The organism is Alkalihalobacterium sp. TH-98 (assembly GCF_057473385.1).
Genome location: NZ_JBYCKM010000009.1, coordinates 188,632 through 212,088, shown reverse-complemented (window position 1 = coordinate 212,088; position 23,457 = coordinate 188,632). Strand labels below are relative to the sequence as shown.

General features: G+C 36.0%; 20 protein-coding genes. 16 read left to right on the top strand and 4 right to left on the bottom strand.

Features of this window, described 5'->3' with window-relative positions; all coding sequences use genetic code 11:
• Positions 1-57: 57 nt before the first annotated feature.
• The gene (asnB, locus tag AC2VNP_RS04275; protein WP_486916160.1) at positions 58-1,905 is read left to right on the top strand and encodes an asparagine synthase (glutamine-hydrolyzing); all 1,848 of its coding nucleotides are present in this window, start codon (positions 58-60) and stop codon (positions 1,903-1,905) included.
• A gap of 175 nt (positions 1,906-2,080) precedes the next feature.
• Here the strand turns inward: asnB and AC2VNP_RS04270 are convergent, their stop codons facing one another.
• The 3 genes from AC2VNP_RS04270 to AC2VNP_RS04260 form a co-directional block, all read right to left on the bottom strand.
• Positions 2,081-2,821: a 2-phosphosulfolactate phosphatase gene (locus AC2VNP_RS04270; RefSeq protein ID WP_486916159.1), complete on the bottom strand. Its 741-nt coding sequence runs from the start codon at positions 2,819-2,821 to the stop codon at positions 2,081-2,083.
• A gap of 74 nt (positions 2,822-2,895) precedes the next feature.
• Positions 2,896-3,954 (bottom strand): phosphotransferase family protein, encoded by a 1,059-nt coding sequence (locus AC2VNP_RS04265; protein ID WP_486916158.1) that lies wholly within the window; start codon positions 3,952-3,954, stop codon positions 2,896-2,898.
• Entirely contained in the window at positions 3,951-5,144 is a 1,194-nt protein-coding gene (locus AC2VNP_RS04260; protein WP_486916157.1) for an acyl-CoA dehydrogenase family protein, read from the bottom strand. The genes AC2VNP_RS04265 and AC2VNP_RS04260 overlap by 4 nt, the downstream gene beginning before the upstream one ends.
• Before the next feature lie 188 nt (positions 5,145-5,332).
• On the opposite strand from AC2VNP_RS04260, the gene AC2VNP_RS04255 reads away from it, so the two are divergent.
• The 11 genes from AC2VNP_RS04255 to AC2VNP_RS04205 all read left to right on the top strand — a co-directional run bounded on the left by AC2VNP_RS04255 (position 5,333) and on the right by AC2VNP_RS04205 (position 17,264).
• Positions 5,333-6,736, top strand: a complete 1,404-nt coding sequence (locus AC2VNP_RS04255) for a sigma-54 interaction domain-containing protein (RefSeq protein ID WP_486916156.1) — start codon at positions 5,333-5,335, stop codon at positions 6,734-6,736.
• A 341-nt stretch (positions 6,737-7,077) separates the two neighbouring features.
• Entirely contained in the window at positions 7,078-8,697 is a 1,620-nt protein-coding gene (locus AC2VNP_RS04250; protein ID WP_486916155.1) for a class I adenylate-forming enzyme family protein, read from the top strand.
• A gap of 194 nt (positions 8,698-8,891) precedes the next feature.
• Positions 8,892-9,659 carry an SDR family NAD(P)-dependent oxidoreductase gene (locus AC2VNP_RS04245; RefSeq protein WP_486916154.1) on the top strand — a complete coding sequence of 256 codons (768 nt, stop codon included), beginning with the start codon at positions 8,892-8,894 and terminating at the stop codon, positions 9,657-9,659.
• A gap of 53 nt (positions 9,660-9,712) precedes the next feature.
• Positions 9,713-11,095: a short-chain fatty acid transporter gene (locus AC2VNP_RS04240; RefSeq protein WP_486916153.1), complete on the top strand. Its 1,383-nt coding sequence runs from the start codon at positions 9,713-9,715 to the stop codon at positions 11,093-11,095.
• A gap of 92 nt (positions 11,096-11,187) precedes the next feature.
• A complete protein-coding gene (locus AC2VNP_RS04235; protein WP_486916152.1) occupies positions 11,188-11,484 on the top strand; it encodes a Dabb family protein in 297 nt (98 codons plus the stop codon).
• A gap of 372 nt (positions 11,485-11,856) precedes the next feature.
• On the top strand, positions 11,857-13,395 hold the full coding sequence (locus tag AC2VNP_RS04230; protein ID WP_486916151.1) for a class I adenylate-forming enzyme family protein: 1,539 nt from the start codon (positions 11,857-11,859) through the stop codon (positions 13,393-13,395).
• A gap of 184 nt (positions 13,396-13,579) precedes the next feature.
• Positions 13,580-14,398: a metallophosphoesterase gene (locus AC2VNP_RS04225; protein WP_486916150.1), complete on the top strand. Its 819-nt coding sequence runs from the start codon at positions 13,580-13,582 to the stop codon at positions 14,396-14,398.
• 71 nt (positions 14,399-14,469) lie between these two features.
• Positions 14,470-14,838, top strand: a complete 369-nt coding sequence (locus AC2VNP_RS04220) for a winged helix-turn-helix transcriptional regulator (protein ID WP_486916149.1) — start codon at positions 14,470-14,472, stop codon at positions 14,836-14,838.
• Positions 14,839-14,959: 121 nt separating this feature from the next.
• On the top strand, positions 14,960-15,838 hold the full coding sequence (locus AC2VNP_RS04215; RefSeq protein WP_486916148.1) for a carbon-nitrogen hydrolase family protein: 879 nt from the start codon (positions 14,960-14,962) through the stop codon (positions 15,836-15,838).
• A gap of 4 nt (positions 15,839-15,842) precedes the next feature.
• Positions 15,843-16,508, top strand: a complete 666-nt coding sequence (locus tag AC2VNP_RS04210; protein WP_486916147.1) for a GNAT family N-acetyltransferase — start codon at positions 15,843-15,845, stop codon at positions 16,506-16,508.
• Between the two features lie 84 nt (positions 16,509-16,592).
• Complete coding sequence (locus AC2VNP_RS04205; protein ID WP_486916146.1) at positions 16,593-17,264, top strand: GNAT family N-acetyltransferase; 672 nt, start codon at positions 16,593-16,595, stop codon at positions 17,262-17,264.
• 124 nt (positions 17,265-17,388) lie between these two features.
• Here the strand turns inward: AC2VNP_RS04205 and AC2VNP_RS04200 are convergent, their stop codons facing one another.
• Positions 17,389-18,423 carry a LuxR C-terminal-related transcriptional regulator gene (locus AC2VNP_RS04200; RefSeq protein WP_486916145.1) on the bottom strand — a complete coding sequence of 345 codons (1,035 nt, stop codon included), beginning with the start codon at positions 18,421-18,423 and terminating at the stop codon, positions 17,389-17,391.
• Positions 18,424-18,691: 268 nt separating this feature from the next.
• Between AC2VNP_RS04200 and AC2VNP_RS04195 the strand changes: the two genes are divergently transcribed.
• From AC2VNP_RS04195 to dctP, 4 genes are all read left to right on the top strand, one after another.
• A complete protein-coding gene (locus tag AC2VNP_RS04195; RefSeq protein ID WP_486916144.1) occupies positions 18,692-19,840 on the top strand; it encodes an acyl-CoA dehydrogenase family protein in 1,149 nt (382 codons plus the stop codon).
• A gap of 33 nt (positions 19,841-19,873) precedes the next feature.
• Complete coding sequence (locus tag AC2VNP_RS04190) at positions 19,874-20,458, top strand: TetR/AcrR family transcriptional regulator (protein WP_486916143.1); 585 nt, start codon at positions 19,874-19,876, stop codon at positions 20,456-20,458.
• 203 nt (positions 20,459-20,661) lie between these two features.
• Positions 20,662-22,179 (top strand): class I adenylate-forming enzyme family protein, encoded by a 1,518-nt coding sequence (locus AC2VNP_RS04185; protein WP_486916142.1) that lies wholly within the window; start codon positions 20,662-20,664, stop codon positions 22,177-22,179.
• A 66-nt stretch (positions 22,180-22,245) separates the two neighbouring features.
• Entirely contained in the window at positions 22,246-23,418 is a 1,173-nt protein-coding gene (gene dctP, locus AC2VNP_RS04180; protein WP_486916141.1) for a TRAP transporter substrate-binding protein DctP, read from the top strand.
• Positions 23,419-23,457: the final 39 nt, after the last annotated feature.

The following is a 23,457-nucleotide window of genomic DNA, read 5'->3' as shown; positions in this document are numbered from 1 at the left end:
GGGATATGGGCATTGGACCCATTTAAATAAATTACTCCCGAAAGAGGGTTGATATAGATGTGTGGTATTACTGGTTGGATTGATTGGAAGCGAAACATGGTAAAAGAGCAAGCTGAAGTTGAAAAAATGGCGAAGACGTTATCACGTCGAGGTCCTGATGATATTAACATTTGGAGCTCTAACCATGCAGCATTGGGACATACTCGTCTTATTGTTGTCGATCCAGAAGGCGGGATTCAGCCAATGACCAGAACGAAAGGGAATCGTTCATATACGATTGTGTATAATGGCGAGTTATACAATACTGAAGATCTACGTAAAGAGCTACTTCAACGAGGACATACGTTTAAGGGACATTCCGATACAGAGGTTCTCTTAACTTCTTATATAGAGTGGGGCTTTCATTGCTTAGAAAAGTTAAATGGTATTTTCGCGTTTGCAATTTGGAGTGAGCACGATCAAAGTTTAATTCTTGCCCGTGACCGTCTCGGTGTCAAACCATTATTTTATTCCGTTCAAAACGGTAAATTGATATTTGGGTCTGAGATTAAAGCACTTCTCGCTCATCGGGACATATCACCAACAGTTGATGAAACTGGTCTTTCTGAAGTGTTAGGTTTAGGACCATCACGTACACCGGGACATGGGGTGTTCACAGATATAGAAGAACTTCGACCAGCACATGCAATGCTGTATGACCGCAACGGGGCTAAAATTACTCGCTACTGGAAGTTGAAAAGTAAGGAGCATGTCGATAATGTTGATGAGACGGCAGAAAAAGTTCGTTATTTGTTAACAGACACTGTCGAACGTCAATTAGTAGCAGATGTTCCAGTGTGTACGTTCTTATCAGGAGGTATTGACTCCAGTGCTTTAACAGCATTAGCAGCTAATGTGTTTGAGCGCGACAACAAGGGTGATTTACGAACGTATTCGATCGATTATGCCGACAATGATAAATATTTTAAAGCCAATGATTTTCAGCCGAATGCAGATGGTCCATGGATTGAAAAAGTGTCTAATGAATTTCGTACATTACACACGAATCACGTCATCTCGATGGAAAATCTCGCAGGTTATTTAAAGAAAGCTGTTGAAGTACGTGATTTGCCTGGTATGGCTGATATTGACTCGAGTTTATTATGGTTTTGCGAAAAAATAAAAGAAGATGTGACGGTCGGCTTATCTGGAGAATGCGCGGATGAAATCTTCGGTGGATATCCTTGGTTCCATAAGCCTGAAGTGATGAATATGAATGGATTTCCGTGGATGCGTTCTACACAAGAAAGAGAAGCACTTCTACAAGACAAGTGGAAAAATAAACTGAAACTACAACCTTATGTTCACGAAAGATATAAAGAAACGATCGCAGAAACACCTAGATTTGAAGAAGATACGAAGGAGGAAGCGCGTAGAAGAGAAATTTCGTATTTAAATATCATTTGGTTTATGACAACGCTCCTCGATCGTAAAGATCGAATGAGTATGGGAGCCAGTCTAGAGGTTCGTGTCCCGTTTGCTGACCATCGTCTCATAGAATACGTATGGAACATTCCTTGGGAAATGAAGCAATTGAATGGTTTAGAAAAGGGGATTTTGCGTAAGGCACTCGAGGGAATTTTACCGGATGAAGTGTTATATCGCAAAAAGAGTCCATATCCAAAAACGCATAATCCACATTATACGAATGCAGTAAAAACGGAAATGCTTGACATTCTTAAGCAAAACGACTCTCCATTATTTGATTTAATTGATCGTACTAAAATGAGAGAAATTGCTGAAAGTGGAGGAGCTTCATTTAAAACGCCATGGTTTGGGCAACTGATGACAGGCCCGCAGCTCATCGCTCATTTTATTCAAATGGACCACTGGTTGAAGCATTATAATGTAAAAATAAAGGCATAAAAACAAGAGGTAACATAAATGTTTGGCTCCTCAACTGGATACAAAATATAGTTGCTACTAGGTAGTACAGTAACTATATTTTGTTGTTGAGGTGCCTGTTACTTCGGTTTTGAGTTACCTGTTATATAACTAATTAATACTATACATACAAAGTTGTTGTATAGAGTTCTAGTCTCTATTTTTGATCTGAGTAAGTAAATCTACCATCTATAAGATACGGGGCTATATTTATGCAACTTCTTTTAGATGCAAACTGAATCGCATCATGATATTCTAACTCTTTTAGTAATTTTCCTGTTTCAGAATTTGCTAGTTGATACTCAATCGTCTCATCGGTACTACTTTCATAATAGGATTTAGCTACGATAGCGGCATCAGACAAAGTGCAATTCGTTTGGTGCTTTAGAAGTTCATCTATGAGATAACCCGCACAAAGAAAGTCTTCAAGGGAGAAACGACTGTCATTACCAGCACAAGCGATTAAAATTGAAGAAGTATCATCATATGCTAGAATTTCATCTACTACAGTTAAAGTATTAATTAAGGCGCAAGCATAAACCCGTTTGGCACTTGCAGATTTTCTGATCGCTACCGTTCCGTTCGTTGTAAGAAGAATTATATCTTTGTTTAATAATGAATGTTTAATAATTTGCAACGGATCTGGAAGAAGGAAGCCTTCAATTTCATATCCGGCACTTTCACCGACTAACAAAAAACTATTTTCTTCTAACCCGTTAGCAATACTGTGTGCTTCTGCTTGATCTTTAACTGGAATGACAGAGTTAGGACGATAGTTTAATATAGTCGAAATAGTGGTTGTAGCAAGTAACACATCAATAACCACTACAATACAGTCTTTTAGCTTCTCTTCAGCAATTTCTTCTTTTCGCGTGAGTACTGTAATTCTTCTTCCCATTTAATACCCTTCCTATTTATCGTTTTAGTAATCTATGCTTAGTGATATATGTCCACCGATCGTAGGTCCACCTTTTACCGTAATAGTTTATTATCCTTTGTGAGTTGTGCTTGCTTTAATAAATTAAAAATTCCAATATTAAGGTGTTCAAAACGGTTGTCCTTTAACTCACCAATTTTCCAACGGTAGTAGAGTTGTTGTAATACTACAGCTGTCTTAAAGAAAGCAAAAGTAACGTAATAATTAATATTGGATACATCTCGGCCACTATGTCTTGCATATAAATTGAGTAGTTCTAGCCTAGATAAAAAACCAGGTTGGTTGGTGACGGTAGTAAGGCCAGTTTCTGGGTCTCCAGGTTCAGTCCAGTAGGCGATGGCCAAGCCGAGATCAACGAGTGGATCGCCAATCGTACACATTTCCCAATCAAAGATACCTACAACTTTATTTGGGTTACTTGCTGAGAACATCATATTATTTAATTTGAAGTCGTTATGAACAATAGTTGGTTTAGGTGAATTTGGAACATTATAAAGTAACCAAGGAACAAGATCATTGATGATTGGAAGTTCATCTGTTTTGGATTGCTCATACCTTTTGGACCAACCTTCAACCTGTCTTTTTAAATATCCTTCAGGTTTACCTAAGTTATCTAATCCAGCTTGTATATAATCAATATTATGGAGTTGTACTAAAGTATTTATAAATGTTGTAGAAACTTGTTCGCCAACGTTATCCTTTGAATGATAACATTCGGGAATAGAATCATCTAACACAACGCCTTGTTTTTTTTCCATAATATAAAAATGTTTATCCATAATGTTTGGGTCGGACTCGTAAATCATTGGCTTAGGTGCTAGTGGAAAGATGGGATTAATTTTTGCTAAAATATTAAATTCTCTTTTCATATCGTGTGCTCTAGGTGGAATATAACCAAACGGTGGACGTCTTAATACCATTTCGTTATCTCCAAATGAGAGTAAATAAGTTAAGTTGGAATATCCTGCTGTAAATTGCTTCACGGTCAATTGATGATCGGCAAGTTCTGGGATTTGCCTTTTTAAGAAGTCTTCCAATTTTCCCCAATTAATTCCCTCTAGAGATTGTCTTGTTACATTGATATTAGAAATCAATAGAGTTCTTCTCCTTCTTGGAAAGCTTTTAATAGTGTTCTGGCTACGACATAGCGATGAACTTCATCTGGACCGTCATAAATTCTTGCTGTACGCGCCTCACGATAAAAGCCCTCAAGAGGTGTATCGCCAGTTACTCCAAGTGCACCATGTACCTGAATTGCTCGGTCAATAACATTGTGAAGTACATTTGCGCCGTAGAATTTAATCAAAGAGATTTCTTTTCGAGCTTCACTACCTTGATCCATCAGCCAAGCTGCATGAAGAGTCATTAAACGAGCAGCTTGAATTTCAGCAGCAGAGTCAGCAATAAAGTTTTGAATGCTTTGGAATTCTGAAAGCTTTTTCCCTCGTGTTTCACGTTTTGCTGAGTAGTCGAGCATAAGCTCGAGACTTCGACGGCATACTCCTAACCAACGCATTGCATGTGTGATCCTTCCTGGTCCAAGTCTAAGTTGAGCGAGTTTAAATCCTTCCCCGCGTTCACCAAGAATTGCATTTTTTGGAATCCGACAATTTGTATAGCGCACTTCACAATGTCCGCCAGCAAAATGATCTCCAATTACAGGTACTTCACGAACGATTTCAAATCCAGGATTATCGTTTTCTACAATGAATAAACTTGTTTTTTTATACGTAGGAGCATCTGGGTCTGTAACTGCCATAACAATTGAAAAAGAAGAACCAATTGCACCTGTTGTAAACCACTTATGACCATTAATTACCCACTCATCACCGTCTAACTCAGCCGTTGCTTGTAGCATTCTAGGATCAGATCCGGAAACATCTGGTTCTGTCATAGCAAAACAAGAGCGGATATCGCCATTTGCTAAAGGAACTAAGTATTTTTCTTTTTGTTCCGGTGTTGCAGCATGCCAGAGAATTTCGCCGTTACCAGCATCTGGGGCCATTGAACCAAAAATATATGGAGCTATTGGACTTTTTCCAATTACTTCTGATAGTAAACCTAGAGAAAGAAATCCTGTTCCCATTCCTCCTACCTCTTTAGGTAAGTGTGCTCCCCATAAACCTAGCTCCTTCACTTTTTGTTGAAGCGGTTTCAAAATATCATTTGGTAAGCCTCGATGAGGGACCATGTGTTTTTCATTAGGGTATACGTATTCATTCATAAACGCATTCGCTTTATCAATCATTTCCTGTTGTTCTGGTGTGGGACTGAAATTATACATAAAATTGTTCACTCCTTTAATATAATCGTATTCAATATTACATATGCAAAATATATGCCAAAAGTATAAATATTAAAAACATTCAATTAAATAGTGTCTATATCATTGCAGTTTCTAAAAAATGATGAAATAATTCATCATATAAAGCTGAATAGTCAGAAAATAGAATGTTAAAAAGGAGGAAATAGATGAGTTTTAAATTAGATAGAAACGTAGAGGATACTCTTGAAATGAATAAATTATTAGACTCAATTATTGAATCTAGTTATGACGGTATATATGTTGCAGATGCAAACGGCGATGGATTAATAGTAAATGAGGCTTATAGACGAATAACAGGTGTTCACGAAGAAGAGCTTTTAGGCAGAAATCTTAAGGATGTTGTGAATAAAGGTATTATTTCAGAGTCCGTTACTTTAAAAGTATTAAAAGAGAAGAAGCCAACGACGATTGTACAAATTGTAAAGGGAAAAGAAGTATTGGTTACAGGAAGTCCAATTTTTAATGAACAAGGGAAAATTACACATGTTGTAACAAATGTTAGGGATATCTCTGAGCTAAATAAATTAAAAGTAGAATTACAAGAAGCAAAAGCATATACAGCGAAAATATTGAAAGAAATAGATGATTTTAAAAAGAAGGAAGAATTGAAACAATTGTTTGACCAAGTAATAGCTCAAAGCCCTAATACGATTAAAGCACTAAATTTAGCCAAAAAGGTGGCAGGCGTCGATTCTACAGTGATTTTGCTTGGAGAATCTGGAGTAGGGAAAGAAGTATTTGCAAATATTATTCACCAAGGAAGTAAACGATCTAAAAAACCATATGTAAAAGTGAATTGTGGTGCTATCCCCCCTCATTTACTCGAATCTGAGTTATTTGGATATGAAAAAGGTGCATTTACTGGTGCTGATGGTAGAGGAAAACCAGGATTATTTGAACAGGCAGATGGTGGAACAATCTTTCTAGATGAAATAGGTGAAATGCCTATTGAGTTACAAGTAAAGCTACTTCGTGTTCTTCAAGAGTTTGAGATCACGAGAGTAGGGGGACAAAGGACGAAAAAAATAAATACCCGTGTAGTAAGTGCTACGAATAAAAATCTTGAAGAGCTGGTGGAAAGAGGGGAGTTTCGTAAAGACTTGTTTTATAGGCTCAATATCGTTCCTATTCAAATTCCCCCATTGAGGGAACGAGTAGAGGACATTGCTCCTCTTGTTTATTACTTTCTAAGAAAAACAAATAATAAATATAAATTGAACAAAAGATTGAATTCAGAAGTTATCTATTATTTGGAGCATTACCACTGGCCAGGAAACATTCGTGAAATGGAGAACCTCATTGAAAGAATAATTGTTACGACAGAAAAAAATGAAATTGATGTAGATGATTTACCGCCAGCGATTATAAATAAAAAGAAAGATAAAGGAATAAGAAGTAATCAAACTTTAAAAGAAATCGTCCAAGAAATTGAAAGACAGGTCATTGTAGAAAAGTTATGTGAGTACAAAACGACTCGAAAAACAGCAAAAGAGTTGGGAATTAGTCAATCAGCATTAGTCAAAAAGATAAAGAGACTGGGATTAAACTAGCTTCGATGAAAAAAGTAATCGACGATTACTTTTTTCATCGTTTTTTGGTTTTACGAAACAAAGCTCAAGAGTTAAAAACTTTTTCAAATAAAAAATATAACAACCTTAAATATACATAATAGGTTGTTTTTTTGTTCCGCAGTTAGAAAACTGCTATCTACATGATGAATTCTTAAACTGAATTTAAAGTAAAAGGTATTTATCGGAATAGTTGGCATAATTTTTGCAATTATCAAAATACAAGTAAAAGTAAAAGTAAAACTCAATATTTCAAAAATCGGTTGCAGTTGTTTAGAGCTTGAAGTAACCATTTTTTAAGATTAGTAAAATTAATTATTATAATGAATATGAAAGTAGGTGTAGTAGTGATTGAAAGATCGCAAATCTTTAACCGAGAGGTAAAGGTGTATAGTGAACGACCTAAAACGGTTGCAGAAATGTTTGAAGCATCTGTCAGTGAGCACCCTCAAAAAGAGGCTTTAGTCATGGGGGAAGTACGACAGACCTACAAGCAAGTTAATGATATTAGTATTACAATAGCTAAAAATCTCTTTTACAAGTATGAAATCAAAAAAGGTGATCGAGTTGCTATATTAGTTGAGAATTGTCTTGAATTTGTTCATGTTGTTCTCGCTTGTACAAAGCTAGGGGCAGTTATTGTTCCTCTCAACTCGAGATTATCAGAAAAAGAAATTACTTATATGCTAAATCATTCTGGAGCCAAAATCATTATCACCGAAAAAGACTTATATGAAAAGTTAGAACCAGCACATAAAAATAATCGGCTAGAGACAACAAGATTATTTTTTCTGACGGATGAATATGAAAATGAAACTGAATTAACAGTAAAATCTTTCGCTGTATTAAATACTAACGTTGGAGATAAAAGTTTGCCAAAAGTAGCAATAGAAGAAACAGATCCACTATTTATTATGTATACTTCAGGAACTACAGGAACTCCTAAAGGTGCAATTGGCAGTCATGTTGGTATTATCCATAGTGCTCTTAATTACAAATACGTTATGAAGACAAATGAAACAATGAAAACACTTATTGCTATACCATTATTTCATGTCACTGGTTTAATAGGTCAACTTTTGCATATGGTACTCGTTGGGGGTACATCTGTAATATTAAAACGATATCGAACTGAAGATTATTTAAAGACAATGGAAACAGAGAAAATTAACTTTCTCTTTAATGTACCAACTATATATGTGATGCTATTGTCTTCACCACATTTTAAGAAATTAGCTTACAATGATGTGAGCATTATTGCATATGGTGGAGCACCAATGTCTTATGAAACGATCCAGCAATTACGAAAAGAGTTTCCAAACTCTAGGTTGCAAAATGCATATGGTGCTACTGAGACTTCATCACCAACAACACTTATGCCAATTGATTATCCTGATTCGAAGTTGAATTCTGTAGGATTACCAGTTCCTGTTGCAGAAGTAAAAGTTATAAATGAGCAAGGTGAGGAGTTACCAAGAAATAAAGTAGGTGAATTACTGATTAAAGGCCCTATGGTTATTGAAGGCTATTGGGATAATCCAAAAGCAAATAAAGAATCTTTTGAAAGCGGTTTCTGGAAATCAGGGGATTTAGCAATGGTTGATAACGATGGCTATGTATATATCATGGATCGTAAAAAAGATATGATCAACCGTGGTGGTGAAAAAATCTATTCTGCTGAGGTTGAAAATATACTATATGGACACCCTGGAGTTTTAGAGGCAGCTGTTGTGGGAATACCCGACAAATTGTTTGGAGAGCAAGTTAAAGCATTTATCGTTAAAAAAGGTGAACAGTCAATTTCAGCAGAAGATATTCAAGCTTTTTTATTAGATAAATTGGCAGATTATAAAATACCTAAAGAAATAGAGTTTATTAGTAAACTACCACGAAACCCAGGTGGAAAAGTGTTGAAAACGATACTGAGTCATCAAAACCAATAAGCCTAAGTATTTACAGTAGGTTAAAAAAACAAAAAAGGTGATTTGAAAGTGGTTTATAATGACTGAATTTTCGGACAAACTTACCTCCCTCATGTTCATATTAGTATGTAGGAAAATTTATTGCAGATTTATATATTGGCGGCGGTCAAGGTTTTTAGTTTCGACAAACTAATTTATTTAAGGTGGTGTTTTCATTGAATCCAAATCTATTTGATTTATTTGGAAAGGTTGCATTAGTTACTGGTGGTAGTAAAGGAATTGGTTTAGGAATGGCGGAAGCTCTGGGGAAAAGTGGTGCATCAGTTGCAATTGCAAGTAGAGGAAAAGAAGATTTGCTAAAAGCTGAAAATGAATTAAGAGGAAAAGGTATAAAAACTAAGGGCTTTCAAGTAGATGTAACGAATAAACCAACAGTAGAAAAGTTAGTAGAGGATGTTGTTGGTGAATTTGGACGTATTGATGTACTAATAAATAACGCTGGAACAAATATTAGAAAACCTCTGGTCGAGGTAGAAGAAGAAGACTGGGATTTTGTAATTGGAACTAATTTAAAAGGTATTTTCCTCACGGGTCAAGCCGTTGCAAAACAATTAATTAAACAAGGAGAAGGTGGGAAAATCATAAATATTTCTTCTATCTTAGGGACGACAGGTATGTCTAATCAAACGAGTTACTCTGCGAGCAAAGGAGGGATCAACCAGATTACAAAAGTTTGGGCAGATGAATTAGCTACATATGATGTTCAAGTCAATGCTATTGGACCAGGTTATATTAGAACGCCGATGACTGAGGAGTGGCTGGCGGACGAAGAGCGACTTAAAACTATTGTCGATAAAACAATGGTAGGCCGTGTAGGAACATTAGAAGATTTAGAGGGACCAGTTGTTTTCCTCTCATCCAAAGCGTCTTCGTATATTACTGGTCAGGTTTTATATGTTGATGGTGGTTGGACCGCTAAATAAAAAATTAAAGAATTGTTATAACGTAAGAATTTTTAAGAAAAAGGAGGAAAATTATGGAGCCGATAAAACAACCACATGCAGGTCAACAACCAGCTTCGAATAACCCCGTTGCAAAACTAGCATTAGTGTTTGCTAGAATTGCTGAAAGATGGTTACCAGATGCTTTTGTATTTGCTATCATATTAACAGTAATTACATTTTTAGGAGGAATTTTTATAACCAATAATACCCCATATGAAATGATGATTCATTGGGGAGATGGTTTCTGGTCTTTACTTGCTTTTACAGCGCAAATTATAACTACATTTATTATGAGTTATGCTTTAGCGTTAACTCCTCCTGTTGCTCGTGGATTAGAGAAGATTGCTAGTAAATGTAAGACACCTAATGTTGCAATAATTGTAGTTACATTTACTGCTTTAGCTGCATCATTAATAAGCTGGGCATTTGGATTAGTAGTTGCAGGTATCATGGCTAAACTTGTTGGAAGACAAGTCCGAGATGTTGACTATCGTGTACTGGTAGCTGCAGGATATTCAGGCTTCGTCATTTGGGAGGGTGGATTATCGTCATCTCCAGCATTATTTGTGGCTACTCCAGGACACAATTTCGAAGAGACGGTAGGTTTAATCCCCACGACTGAAACTTTGACTTCGTTATTAAATGTTATTCTAGTAGTGATTATCTTTGTAACTTTACCATTTATTATGAAGCTCATCCATCCTAAAAAAATGAAGGATCGTGTATTAGTTGACCCAGAGTTATTAAAAGATGTTGAAGTAAAGGAAGAACTAAAAACAAAACAAACGAATTTTATTAATGACAAGTTAGATAGAAGTCGACTTATAGTAACAATTGGAGGTCTTTTTGGTTTAGCATATTTAACCAACCACTTTTATACGAATGGTTTTAGTCTTGACTTAAATACAGTAAACTTAATATTCTTAACAGCATGTTTACTGCTTTATGGAAATGTAAGAGAGCTCGGAAGTGGATTAATCAAAGCTTCAGGTAGCGTTGGACAATTTGCACTTCAATACCCCTTTTATGCAGGAATTATGGGCATGATGAGTGCTTCTGGATTGGCTATATGGTTATCTAATTTCTTTGCTAGTATAGCAACAGAAAAAACATTGCCGTTATTTACATTTTTCGCAGCAGGAATATTAAATATGTTTGTACCATCTGGTGGTGGTCAATGGGCAATCCAAGCTCCAATTTTCCTACCAACTGCAATTGATATGGGAGTCGATCCAGCGAAAATAGTAATGGCAGTTGCATGGGGAGACGCTTGGACCAATATGATTCAACCGTTTTGGGCTATCCCGTTATTAGCAATAGCAGGTTTAAAAATTCGGGATATTATGGGGTTTACAGTGATTACTTTAATATATACAGGGATTATCATCTCTACTGTTTTCCTAATATTCAGCTAATTGAAAGCGATTTCAGAAGGATTTTGCATTTCTAGAGGAGAATATAAAAGTTAGTGAGTTCATCATTAAAAACGAATATTGGAGGATTAAATATGATAGAACATATTGTTGGATTGAAATTTAGTGAGGAAACTACGAGTGAACAAAAAGCTAAAGTAAAGAAAATGGCAAAAACACTTAAAGATGAAATACCTGGAATTGTTAGCTTAGCCGTAGGAACCAATTTTTCTGAACGAAATCATGGATTTGAGATAGGGCTAACGGTTCGTTTTGAAAATAGAGAAGCTCTAGACGTATATGGCCCTCATCCTAAACATCTAGAACTAGTTTCTTATCTAAAAGAAGTAGGAGTAAAGGATATTCTTGTCCTAGATTATGAGATTGAATAGTTATTAAATAGCAAATGAAGACGTCTTAGAAAGGCGTCTTCATTTGTGTTATTCGCAAAATTTTTTGTTTATTACATGGAGCGAAAATTAGTAGCGCTTCTATAATAGTAAAAACTAAAGAGGTAAAAGTAGGGTTACGATCCTGTCTTAATCGCATAACTATTTTGTATTAAAATCAAACAGTGAGAAAAATCAAGAGTGTACGAATTCCCTACGTATATAAAAAATTTAATATTAATAGCCTTAGAATTGTAAGGGTTAAAGTAATTTTTTTATTGGAATAGAACTTGCAAAAGGTTGAGTATAGTTTAATTGGTAATCTACCAATTACTTCTACGAGGAAAGTATATTCTATTATTTTTGAAAGGGGCTATGAAATTGAATATTATAAGTAATTTAGCTTTAAATGCTCGTCGTCATCCTGATAAGTTAGCTATTACGTTTAAGGGAAGGGAGCTTACGTATAAGCAGTTTAATGAAACTGTAAATCGTTTTGCTAATGGCTTAGCGAGTATTGGGTTGAAAAAGGGAGAAAAGATCGCTCTCATGATGAAGAACTCGGATTATTTTGCAATCAGTTATTTTGCTGCTGCTAAACTTGGAGCGGTTATTGTCCCTATTAATTTTAGACTTGTTGCAAGAGAAGTAAATTATATATTGAAGCAATCAGATAGTGTAATTGTTATTTGTGAACAAGAGTTAGAAGGACTAATCAATGAAGCTCGTGAAGATATTGTTGCTATTCGGGATGTGATTGTTACACCAAGAGCAGCTTCACCTGAAAATAGAAGCTATGAAAACGTGTTGTCTGAAAATACGGCGGAGCCGGATGTAGAAGTAATAGGAACGGATGATCTTCACATCCTGTACACATCAGGTACAACAGGTCAACCGAAAGGCGCATTATTTGATCATCAGCGAGTATTCAAAGTTGCATTTGGAACGACGGGTTTATTAGGACTACAGAGTGATGACAAATTATTACATGTAGCCCCGTTATTTCATTGTGCACAGCTTTGCTTATTTCTCATACCTGGTTTGTTCCTAGGTGCAACGAATGTGATTGAACAAGATTTTCACCCGGTAGAAACACTAAAAACAATTGAAAAGCATGGTATTACCTTATTCTTTGGAGTTCCAACAATGTATAACTTCTTCACTCAAGTTCCAAATGCGGACCAGCTTGACCTTTCGTCAATCACCCGTTGTGGATATGGAGCGGCTCCAATGTCACCAGAGTTAGTCAAGAAAAGTATAGATCTATTTAAAACTGACCAGTTCTATAATCTTTGTGGATTAACAGAGGGAGGACCAACTGGTATTTACTTATCGCCTGAAGACCACAAAACAAAGCTCGGTAAGTCCGGAAAATGGCCATCTCTATTTACAGAAGTAAAAGTAGTCAATGATAGTGGTGAACAAGTAGCAGTAGGCGAAGTAGGAGAATTGATTTTACGTGGAGAAGCAATCATGAAAGAGTATTACAAGAAACCGGAAGAAACCGCAAAGACGTTACGTGAAGACTGGCTTTATACAGGTGATCTAGCTTCGGTTGATGAGGATGGGTACATTTCACTAGTGGATCGCAAAAAGGATATGGTTATTTCCGGTGGTGAAAATGTGTACTCTGTAGAAGTTGAGTATGCTCTAGATGAACATCCACTCATTATTGAAAGCGCTGTCATTGGTACACCTGATCCGAAATGGGGTGAACTTGTAACGGCTGTTATAGTTGTTAAAGAGGGAGAGCAATTAGAAGAAGAAGAGATGAAAGCGTTCTGTCGAGAGAGGTTAGCAGGTTACAAGGTGCCGAAGAGGTTTTTATTTATCGATCAATTACCGCGAAATGCATCAGGGAAAATTCAAAAGTTTAAATTACGAGAGCAGTACACAGGTGACCTTGTAAATTAATAAGTAGTAAAGATGAAAAACTTAATTAGGTATCGCAACTGAAAGGGAAGAGGAACACTCTTCTCTTTTTTCTGTGTTCATAAGGACGTTAGTAGTTAAGTTAAAGGTAATATGATGTCCATTGTTTATAAATTTGCTATACTTTAAGATACTAATTTTCATTTACAAAAGAGAAGGTGATGGTGTGAAATTAGGTTTTATTGCTGACTTGCACCTAGACATTAATGAAAAAAGGCAAAGAGCGGACATACTAGATGTTTTATTAGAACAAACGAAAGAACATAAGCTTGACGCACTCTGTATAGGCGGGGATGTTTCAAATGACTACAGGAGGACGCTAGCTGCAGTTGATCAAATCGAACACGACCTAAACACCCCGTGTTACTTTGTAGCAGGAAACCATGACCTTTGGAATATTCATCATCCTAACAAGAACACATGGGAGATTTATAATGAATTAAAAAGGCACCCAAGAAATTTAGCTAATGGACCTCAAGATTTAGGGAATAATTGGACATTACTAGGTGATATAGGATGGTATGATTTCAGTTTTGGAAGTAAAAGCAAATATACCCTTACACAATTTAATCAGATGAAAATGAAAGGAAGTACGTGGCAAGACAAAGAATATACAGATTGGGCTGTCAACTCATTAGAAGTACATGAACTCTTTATGAATAGATTTAAAGAACAACTAAGGAAACAACGACATAAAAAAATTATTTTTTGTACCCATGTTATATCTCACGAAAAGTTCACTGTTCCAACCCCGCACCGCATTTGGGATTATTTTAACGCGTACCTCGGTAGTAAAGATTATGAACAACTAATTAAGAGTGAAAATGTACAATATGCGTTATGTGGTCATGTTCATTTTCGTAAAACAGTACATAGTGGTGGAACGGAATTCATTTGCAGTAGTTTAGGATATGCAAACCAATGGAGGACTCCTAACACAAAAGATGAGGTTCAACATGCATTGACAGTTCTACATCTAGATTGAGTCAATCACAAGATAATAACTATACAAAGCAATTGGGGAAGAAACAATTTATAGAAATATGAGGTAGTTCAATGGCAGATACTTTAAGGAAAGAAATTAAAGAAAAGATTGAAAAAGGAGAGTTTAATTGTGAAAAGGAATTAACTCTGTCGGTTATAAGTGGAAAGTGGAAAATCGTAATTATATGGTATTTAGCGCAGGAAAGCTCGTACCGTTTTAGTGAACTTCAAAAATTACTTCCTAAAATTTCTCATAAAATGTTATCGAGTCAACTAAAAGAATTACATGAAGATGGAATTATACATAGGGAAGTGTTTCCTGAAGTGCCTCTAAGGGTAGAATATTCGTTAACACCACTTGGAAAATCGTTATTGCCCATTATTGACTTAATGTATGAATGGGGAAAAAAACGAATAGAGGACCTAAAAAAGGAGAACTAACCTATATATATCAATAGGTACCCCAAAAGTAACCTCCTTACTAAAAAGTCACTACTTGTTAAAGTTGATTTTCTGAAAGATAATCAACTAAGGAAAAGTAGTTGAGAAGGAGGATGTGTTTATGAAATTACGTGTTTCAGCGGTACAGTATCAGTTGCAAACGATTAAGTCTTTTGAGGAGTTTGCAAAACAAAGTGAGCACTACTTAAAAACAGCAGCGGAATTTGGATCGGAGTTTGTACTGTTTCCAGAATTTTTTACGACACAGCTATTATCTATCGGAAGTGAGCAAGGAACTTCGTTAACTATAAATGAGTTACCAGGATTTACAGAGCAATACCAAACTCTTTTTTCGTCATTTGCACAAAAAATGAACGTTCATATTATTGGTGGAACACATGTTATTCGTATAGACGATCGTTTATACAATGTGGCACATCTTTTTTATCCAGATGGAAGAATTGAACAACAGGCAAAACTTCATATTACACCAACAGAAGTGAATGAATGGAATATGTCTGCTGGAGATGAAGTGAAAGTTTTTGATACGGATAAAGGGAGAATAGCAATCCTAACTTGTTATGATATCGAGTTTCCTGAAGTTGTACGAATGGTGAAAGCGAAAGGGGCAGATGTCATCTTTTGTCCATCATGTACAGATGATCGTCATGGCTTCCATCGCGTTCGTTACACGAGTCATGCACGTGCAATTGAAAATCAGGTGTATGTAGTAGTGACAGGTACGGTTGGTTCGCTTCCGACTGTTGACTTTATGCGAGCGAACTTTGGGCAAGCGGCTGTTATTACTCCGAATGATGTCCCGTTCCCACCACGAGGAATTATGGTCGAAGGGGAATTAAATAATGACATGATCGTAACAGCGGATTTAGATCTGTCGTTATTATACGAAGTTCGTGAAAGAGGTTCTGTTACGACATGGCGAGACCGCCGTTCAGATTTATATCCAGACTGGGAAAAAATGAACATGAAAGGATTTTAATAACATGTTATATCGAAGTGAATTCTATGCGTATAATCAAGATCAGACAGTTCCTACTGTCATTCGGAACTACACAAAGAACGACTTTGATGATCTTATTCAAATCCAAAAAGAATGTTTTCCTCCACCTTTTCCATCTGAGTTATGGTGGGATAAGGAACAACTTACGAATCATGTAGATTTGTTTCAAGCAGGTGCCCTATGTGTTGAAGTTGACGGTGAGCTAGCAGGTTCATTAACAGGGTTATGCGTCGACTTTGATCCAACTGATGCTGATCATACATGGGAAGAAATTACGGATAATGGGTACATCCGTAATCATAATCCAAAAGGAAATACGCTTTATATTGTCGATATCAGTGTCCGTCCGAAATACCGCAAACTAGGCCTTGGTAAAGTGATGATGCAATCGATGTATCACGTTGTCATTCAACATGGTTTAGATCGTTTATTAGGCGGGGGACGAATGCCTGGTTATCATAAAGTTGCAGAAGAAATGACTCCTGATCAATATGTGAGTGCGATAATAAAGGGAAGCATGAAAGATCCTGTGATTTCCTTTCTCTTACGATGCGGTCGGAAGCCGATTCATATTGTAGAAAACTACTTGGATGATGAAGAGTCGTGCAATTACGGAGTTTTAATGGAATGGAAAAACCCTTTTAAATAAATCTTCTAAGAAATGTTAAAGATAGTGTCGATTGCAATACAACATGATAAGTTGTATAGGACTACAATGAAAGAAGTGATATAGTTGGATTACATTAGAATAACTAGTATTGAAGATCCTTTGTTTAAAAAAATGCATGATTTAATGCAAGAAGTATTTCCACCAGAAGAAGTACTTGAATTTGAACTTTGGGAAGAACCTTTAAAAGATCCAGACATTCGAGTATTTGTAGCAGTTGACGGAGAACAAGTAGTCGGTGCAACTGAATACCGTTACTATGTCGAATGGAATATTGCAATGACCGACTTTACAATTATCGGTCAAGATGGCCGTGGAATTGGACCATTCCTTGCTAACCACCGTTTAAAAGACTTGAAGCAACTAGCCAATGAGAACGGCAAAGAGTTATACGGTATGTTTGCAGAAATTTATAACCCGAACGTTGTCGATCATTCCAACACTCTAAAAGTGAAGTCAATGGACCCACTTGTTCGAAGAGAAGTTCTTTCGCATTTAGGGTATCATCGACTTGATTTTAACTATGTACATCCTTCTTGGAAAAACGACGGCGAAGCAGTCAGTGGACTAGACTTAGGTTTCATGCCTTTTAATGAGGACTCGACTAAAGTAGAAGCGGATTTAATAGTCAATTTCTTAACAACTTACTATGCAGTTCTCTCTAACAAACCTCAAGAATGGTTAACTATGATTGAGACGTTAAAAGGCCAAGATACAATTCAGCTTTTACCATTATAAATAATAGCACTTTAAAAAGTCAGGGCTGACACTAAGTCAACCTGACTTTTTTTGTTGGGACTAGGGTGTCTATATAAGAGTTAGAAGAAAAGTAACTAACCGGGATAGTGGTTTTAAATACGAATCAGCTTGCAGAAATCTTGTGAATAACTGAGGTTCTGTTATTTACACCTAACTTATTAAAGATATTATTTAGGTGAGTTTTTACGGTATTAATACTTAAGAAGAGGTTTTGGGCGATATCGTTGTTACTGTATCCTTTTGAAATAAGATCAATAATTTCAGTTTCTCTTTTAGAAAGTCCAAACTCTATCATTGCCTTTTTAATAGTGTCTTCATTTTGTTTAGTTTCTGAATGGATATAGATAGTAAAGAATTGCTCCTTAATATCCAACGTTACTTGAGAATTTATCTTAAATGAAAGATCCTCGATAGTTAAGTTGAGTTCATCACTGGATTGGGTGTTTAGTCTTGCTAATACAGCGTCTTTTACTTTAGAGAGTGGGTTGTTTTTGTCAGTGTGGTTTAAATTAGAACAATACTTTAAGGCAAGGTCATTACTATAAATTATGGAGAAGTTTTTATCTACTACTAAAACCCCGATAGGAAGTTTACTCATTGATTGAACTATAATTGATTTTGTATAATGTAACTGTTTAAATTTCAGATGTTGTTTTAAGGAAGTGGAAATAAATTTGGATGCGCTTTCAAGAATGTGCATTTCATTTGAAGAGTAGTCCCCAGAGCATAGCGGCTTATGAATCCCAATAAGGCCTATCACTCTAGTTCCCCATTTTAAAGGTATAAAAACAGTGTGGTATCTTTTGTTTTCTTTTATAAATTTGAGGTTATATTCACTGTTTTGAATAGTTGTGTAGGATAGTATGTCTTCAATTGAAAGTAAATTTTTATTTTGAAACCTCTTTTTGTTTAAAAGGTCCATTCGATAATAATGCCCATTGTTTGCCTCTATTGCATTGCTATTCATGTATAGTGTGGTTGTTCTTTGAAGTGAGCTATCATTAATAAACAATGATAAGTTTTTATATCCTAGTACGTTTTTTATAGCCTCTAAAATGGCCTCGTAATATTCATCATGACTTTCTTGGATCAAAGAAACAAACTTTAAAATTTTTTTGTAATCTTCTGTTGTTAGCAAAAGGCTCCCCCCTATAGATTTAAACACTCTTTAAAAATTGAAAACAAGGTTTCTTTTTGTTATGTAAAATAAAAATTTAGTCTGAGAAAGGGACTATTAAACCTTATTATAGTAAAGAAACTAAAAATGTCCAGACTTTTTTGAATATTGTTTAAATTTTAAATACTGAATCTAAATTCATCCTTATGGGTGATATTTTAGAACTTAATAAATGTTAGTATTCTTTTATAAAAATATTTGAAAATATTTGAAAAAGGTGGGCTGCAAATTGGCAAAAAAGTATATTCAAGAAGAACATAGTATATTTCGAACTACGTTAAGAAGATTTTTAGAAAAAGAAGCTTACCCTTATTTTGATCAGTGGGAGAAGGATAGAGAAATCCCACGTCAATTTTGGAGGAAGATGGGTGAAAGCGGTTTTCTTTGTCCTTGGGTCGATGATAGTTACGGAGGCTTTAATGCAGATTTTCTTTATTCTGTCATATTGAATGAGGAGTTAGAGAAAGTAGGTCAAGGAGTTTCTAGTGGGATTTGTTTACACAATGATATTGTAACCCCTTATTTTTCAACTTATGGAAGTGAAGAGCAGAAGCAACGTTGGCTACCAGGTTGTATCACTGGAGACCTTATATCAGCGGTAGCCATGACAGAGCCAGGTGCAGGTTCTGACCTTGCCGGAATTCGTACAACAGCTGTACGCGATGGGGATCACTATATTTTAAACGGTCAAAAAACATTTATAACAAATGGTAATATTGCAGATTTAATTATCGTTGTTTGTAAAACGGATCCAAAAGCTAATCCAGCGTATAAAGGAATAAGTTTATTAGTAGTTGAGCGTGATACTCCTGGATTTTCACGGGGGAAAAAACTAGAGAAAATCGGTATGCATAGTGGTGATACAGCGGAACTAATATTTGAGGATGCGAAGGTTCCTACAAAGAACTTATTAGGTGAAGAAGGAAAAGGCTTCTCCTATTTGATGACAAAATTACAACAGGAAAGGCTTGTTGTTACAATCCAATGTCAAACTGAAGCAGAAGAAATGTTAAAACTCACTATTGATTATGTCAAAAACAGAAAAGCTTTTGGGAAGTCAATTAGCAAATTCCAGAATACACAATTTAAGATTGCTGAAATGGCAACAGAAATTGAAATTGGAAGGGCATTCCTAGAGGACTTAATTGTTCGACATATGGATGGAGAAGACATTACGAAAAAAGTCTCTATGGCCAAATGGTGGATAAGTGAGATGGCAAAACGAGTAGCTGCAGAATGCTTACAATTACATGGAGGATATGGATATATGGAGGAGTATGAGATTGCACGCAGATATCGCGATATACCAGTTGCTTCTATTTATGCAGGCTCAACAGAAATTATGAAGACTATTATCGCAAAACAATTAGAATTATAAGGACTGAAACTATAAATAGAAAGGAGCGACGAAATGGGGTTCAAAGAAATAAAAACAGCCAAGAAAAAAGAAGATATCATACGCTCTGCAGCAAAAATAGTCTCAAGTAAAGGATATCACGGAGCAACAATGGAAGACATTGCTGCAGAGTTACTAATGACCAAGGGAGCATTATACTACTATTTTGATAACAAAGACGACCTAGTCTATCATTGTCATGACTTAATATTATCTTCAGCTATAAAAACATTAGAGGATTACTTACAGAATAATATCTCATCTACAGAAAAGTTTAAAAAAGCTGTTGAAGTCCATGTTGAGTTTGCCATATCTGAAAAAGAAACATTTAATATGATTATTAAGCCACAACATACATTTACTGAAAAACGTCTCACCCCTATACTCGAGAAGCGACAACAGTATGCTAATATTTTTGACGAAATTATTAGAGAAGGAATAGATAATGGTGAATTTAAGATTACGGAAATAAAGATGGCGAGAATGATGATACTAGGGGCCTTGAATTGGATCCAACAGTGGTATTTACCAGAAGGTAAGAAAAGTAAAAAGGAAATCGTAGAAATATATACAGACTATTTATTAAAGTTGCTTAACTAACCGATAAAATTCAAGGAGCGAGATAATAGAGCTTGCTTTTCACACTTTTAGGTGATGTTAACTATATTTTTGTTGGGCTAAAATTAGGTTTAGGATTTAGAAGGGACATATCTCTAGTTAATATTCAGAATTATTAAAATATAGAGCTTCGCTGTCATAAAAGTTAAGCGCTTACAAAAAAGATATGAAAGGGGAATTTATTGATGTTTATTGCAGACCATTTAAAAAAGACGGTAGACAGCCAACCGAATGCAATCATTTCATCTTATTTAGGGAGAGAAACTACTTACCAGCAACTTTATGAACAAGCTGAAAGATTAGCAGGTTTTTTTCAGGAATTAGGATATGGTAAGGACGATATTGTAGCGTTATTTGTACCAAACTCTGATTACTTTATGGTTTGTTATTATGCATGCCAAATAGGAGGCTTTTCGGTATTACCAATAAATACAAAACTTGCCAGCAGAGAGATTGAGTATATTTTAACTCATTCAGAAGCGAAAGCGTTAGTTTATGACCACCGTTTTGAAAAAACTATCCATGCAATCATTCCTAAATTACCAGCACTTAAGGATAAAGTGACTATTGGTTACGACAAGGGCTTAAATCGTTTAGAAGATATAATGAATGGGCCCAAATTACATGTGAAAGAAGTAACAGCAAACGCTGAGGATACAGCTGTTGTTTTTTACACATCTGGGACAACAGGTAGACCAAAAGGTGTTATGTTGACGAATAAAAACTTAATTGCAACAGCTAAGATATGGAGCGAATCAATGGAAATCAATAAGAAAGACCGTATGCATATTGTTGCTCCAATGTTCCATTGTGCCGCAAGCCATGTGTTTATGTTACCTACAGTCTATTCGGGAGGGGCACTTGTAATCGAAGAAGGCTTTTCGCCAGAACAGGCCATCCAAACGATGGAAAAAGAAAAGGTCACTATTTTCTTTGGGGTACCTGCGATGTACAATATATTGCTCAATACTCCTAGTTTAAACGAAGCTGCTGTTCCAAACTTACGTTTATTGACGTACGGGGCTGCACCTATGCCTTTTGAATTAGTAAAGCGTGTCAAGGAGTTTTTTCCAAACGTAAAAGTACAAAATCTCTATGGGCAAACCGAAAACTCTCCTGCCGCAACAACATTAAAAGATCATCATGCGCTTACTAAAGTTGGTTCAGTCGGTGAGCCACTACCACAAACCGAAGTCCGTATTGTTGATGAAAATGGAAATGATTTACCTACAGGTAAAGTTGGAGAAATTGTAGTAAAAGGTCCTCAAGTAATGAAGGGCTATTTAAGAAATGAGGAAGCGACAAGAGATACTATTAAGGATGGATGGCTATATAGCGGTGACTTAGGCCGTTTCGATGAAGATGGACTACTTTATATTGTAGACCGAAAGAAAGATATGATTATTCGTGGTGGTGAGAATATTTATCCAGTTGAAATTGAGGAAGTTTTATATGAAATTCCTGAAATTTTAGAAGCCGCTATTATCGGTGTACCACATGAAGTACTAGGTGAAGTTCCGAAAGCCTATGTAACAGTGAAACAAGGTATACAAATTGATAAAGATACTATTTTACAATATTGTCAAAGTCGATTAGCTAAATATAAAGTCCCTGAAGAGGTTGAGTTTGTTGAAGCACTGCCTAGAAATGCTAGTGGAAAAGTATTAAAAACTCAATTAAGAAGCTCTACTAAAGCAACTTGAATTCGACTATTAGATTATTAAATTAAATGGTGTAGTTGTATTAAAAATTATACGGGGGGTTTAAAGATGAAAAGAATGAAAAAATTAGTGAAACCAGTCGTTGGCGCTGCTATCGCTGCGACTATGGCTTTAGGTCTTGTAGCGTGTGGAGGAAATAATGAAGGTGCATCAGCTCCTTCTGAAGGCAGCGAAGGTGGCGAAAAAACTGAAGCTGTAGAAGAGATGCGTTTAAGAGCTTCTTCAGGAGTTACATCTAAGCATTTTTGGGATCGAGGTTTTTTCACTCCATTAATGGAACGTATTGATAGCGAAACGAGTGGTGCTATTAGCTTTGAAGCATTTACGTCTGGAGAGCTTGTACCTTTAGGAACTGAATTTGATGCTCTTCGTCAAGGAACAATTGATATTGCGTTAACATTCATGGCACCTTACGATCCGCAACGTTTCCCTTATTCAGAGGTCACAATGCTTCCTTTATTAGAGTCAGATGCAGTTATTGCGTCAACAGCAATGCAAAATATGATGAAAAGTGACCGTGAAATAAAAGATGGTAAGACTTACTATCAGTTAGAGTTTGCTGATAAAGGATTAGTTGCTTTTGCTAACCCATTAACAGAGCCGTATGTTTTAGGTACGACAAGACAAAAGATTGAAACTGTGTCTGATTTTTCCGAAGCAATTAGACTTAGAACAGCTTCAAGAGTACATGAGATTCTAGCTGATAACTTAGGAATTACAGCAATTTCAATGCCGATTACTGACGCCTATGATGCGCTAAGTCGTAACGCATTAGATGGCTTCTTCTACAATATACCAGACTGGAAAGCTTTTGGGTTTGATGAGTTAATTAAACATGCCATAGAGGGAGCAAACTTTGGTCACTTCGTTGGTCATACTGCAATGACACAAGAGACTTGGGATAAATTACCTGATGGCGTTCAAGAAAAGTTTGCAACAGCAGCTGATGAAATTATCTTTGATGGTGCAAATTTAACGAAGGGTGAGACAGAAGAAAATAGGGAATCTACAATGGAAAAAGGTGGAGAGTTTACACACCTAAACGATCTCGATGCGGAATTAAGAGAGTTTATTAGTCAAGCTATCGTGGACACTTGGGTTGAATGGATTGAAAATTTAGAAGGACAAGGACATGCAGGTAAAGAAATGGCTCTTCTATGGAGAGATATGATCGTTGAAGCGGGTGGAGTCTTACCTCAAGAAATCATGGAAATGGAATAACTAACTCAAGTGATAGGGAGCTGTCTATACAGCTCCCTA